Source organism: Bacteroidia bacterium, assembly GCA_025056095.1.
Taxonomy (GTDB): domain Bacteria; phylum Bacteroidota; class Bacteroidia; order JANWVE01; family JANWVE01; genus JANWVE01.
Genome location: JANWVW010000340.1, coordinates 1 through 1,306, shown reverse-complemented (window position 1 = coordinate 1,306; position 1,306 = coordinate 1). Strand labels below are relative to the sequence as shown.

Here is a 1,306-nt window from a genome sequence, read left to right as displayed (position 1 = left end):
TCCTCTTGCAATAAATCCGATAAAAGTAACTTGGCAATTTTGTTGTCTTCCATCAGATACTTGAATACAACGTCATACGCAGGGTTGGCAATTTTTATCATGGTACAAAAATAAACAGAAGAGCTTAATTTTAGTTTATAGCGACGTTTTACCTTGTTTTAATTTGATTATGAGGCATGTAAAAGGTTAAACTTTGGATAAATGTATTTAGTGTATTTTTTCTGCGCGAGCATGCGAAGGGCGTGCGTCAGCACGGTGCGTAGCGAAGCGAAGCACCGAAGCGTGAGCGTAGCCCGCCGACCCTGCACGCATGAGCGCTAGCGAAACGCCGTGCAGGGAACGCCCATAACCCAGATAATTATTAAAACTCCTTAAAAACAAATACTCTCCAATGGACTGCTGAACTGCTCAATCGCTGATGAACTTATGTGTGCATAGATTTCAGTGGTTTTAAGGTTTTTGTGTTCTAAAAGATTTTGGATAATTTTTATTTTTTCCTTCTTATGTGGTCTGTGGGTTAATAAAGGCTTCAGTCTGTTTTACAGTAATTTATTCAGGATTGTTATCTGGAAATGCCCTTAAAAACTGTATCAGTGCATTCTTACAGGTCTTTACAGTTCTGAACGCATACCGCTTTACAGTAAGCAATTGCGTAAGATCTCCTATTATAGCAGTATTGTCATAATGTGGCATAATATCGTAATATTTTATGAGGATTGACGCCACAAGTGTATAAAATTCAAATCAATTTTGTAATATTGCAGCAAAAAAAAACGTTACCTGCCACTTTAAACAAACAACGACATAACAAGAATGAACCATAAAGAGATACCTGAAAAAGCAATAGAAAGTGTTGCTAAACTCATAAACGATATTGTTAATTTACCTTCCAAAGTTTTTTCTATTAAAACTATTCAAGGTGAAACAGAAACACCCCACTATTTTGAAATTATACCATTCTCGGAAATAGATAATTCTGAACGTAATTTTTATGCTGTTGACGGTAGCTATAACTTTCAAGAGTTTTACAATGGAATTTGCATTGGTATTTATACAGCAGGTTATATATGTTATTACAAGGGTAAGCAGGTAAAACTCAACAGCGAAGATAACCCTATAATAAGCGGAAAAAGCTATTCGCCAAAAAACATAATGATAACAAATGATAAAGATAAGGAAGCTATTTTCGATGAGTTGTTTAGCTTAGAATCTGTTAAGAATTTTCTTTCATTTCTAGGTAATCCAACTGATTTATGGGCATTTGCGAGTGATTTTGAAAGTTTGAAAGCCATAACTTGCGAAAATA

Annotated in this window: 1 protein-coding gene; it reads left to right on the top strand. The window is 35.1% G+C overall.

Annotated features, from left to right (window positions below):
- Positions 1-813: 813 nt before the first annotated feature.
- Positions 814-1,306: hypothetical protein (locus NZ519_13905; protein ID MCS7029848.1), on the top strand; the 493-nt coding region annotated here is incomplete at its 3' end.